The organism is Halomonas sp. 3A7M (assembly GCF_014897875.1).
In the GTDB taxonomy this organism is placed as follows: Bacteria; Pseudomonadota; Gammaproteobacteria; order Pseudomonadales; family Halomonadaceae; genus Vreelandella.
Genome location: NZ_JABUZD010000095.1, coordinates 1 through 879 on the forward strand (window position 1 = coordinate 1; position 879 = coordinate 879).

The 879-nt window shown below is 57.0% G+C and carries 1 protein-coding gene; it reads right to left on the reverse strand.

Going from position 1 to position 879, the window contains the following annotated elements; translation table 11 throughout:
• Positions 1-859: IS1380 family transposase (locus INT19_RS08760; protein ID WP_193060475.1), on the reverse strand; the 859-nt coding region annotated here is incomplete at its 3' end.
• Positions 860-879 lie beyond the last annotated feature (20 nt).

Here is an 879-nt window from a genome sequence, read left to right on the forward strand (position 1 = left end):
GGGCTTGATACTGGAAGCGGAACGTCCCCGCTACTTTCCCTCCCACCTGCCATTGGGTCTTGCGCACCAGCATCATGGGGACGTCCACTTCCTTGAGCAGCCGGCTGTTCTTTGCGATTCCCACGATGTAGTCGACGTGATGCCGATCACACCAGTTCAGCATCCGGGGACGACAAAAGTGGCTATCACCTCGTAACACGATGCGCGTATCGGGCCAGTATTGACGGATAAAGCGTACCAGTAAGGCGAGGATCGCCCAGCTATGGCGGCTGTCGCTGCGGTCACTGGTGCGCAGATAGCTCACCAGTAAGTGGCGCCCACAGAAGACATACAGTGGGAAGTAGCAGTGGTGATCGTAATAACGGTTAAAGAACTTGCCGGGTTGCTCGCCATGCACGGGGATGTCGGTGCCATCAAAGTCCAGCACGATCTCCTTGGGTGGTTCGTCATGCTGTTCAATGAAGTGATGCCACAGCAACTCATGGGCCTTCACTATTGCTTGCCGATCGGCGTTCTGCTCCACCCGGCACAGCGTCGACTTGCCTGCCAGCGTATCCTCTTCATCGAGCGCTGTCTGAAGGGCCTGATCATAGCGCAGGGCCTCATGGTCGTTGAAATCTTCATAGCCAGCGGCGACACCGAACACCCGCTGACGAACCAACGTGTCGAGCTTATGACGAACCTGTTCCGGTGAGCGGGGATCATGAAGCACGGCGGCCAAGCGGCGTGTTAGGCGATGCTGTTTATCGACTTCACGAAGCAGGAGTAATCCGGCGTCCGACGTAATGTGGCCCCCGGAGAAGTCGGCTTCAATTTGGCGGCGAGAGAGTGGCGAGAAGGTCAGCTTTTCAGGTACCATTTTGGAAGCGGCTGTTGGTG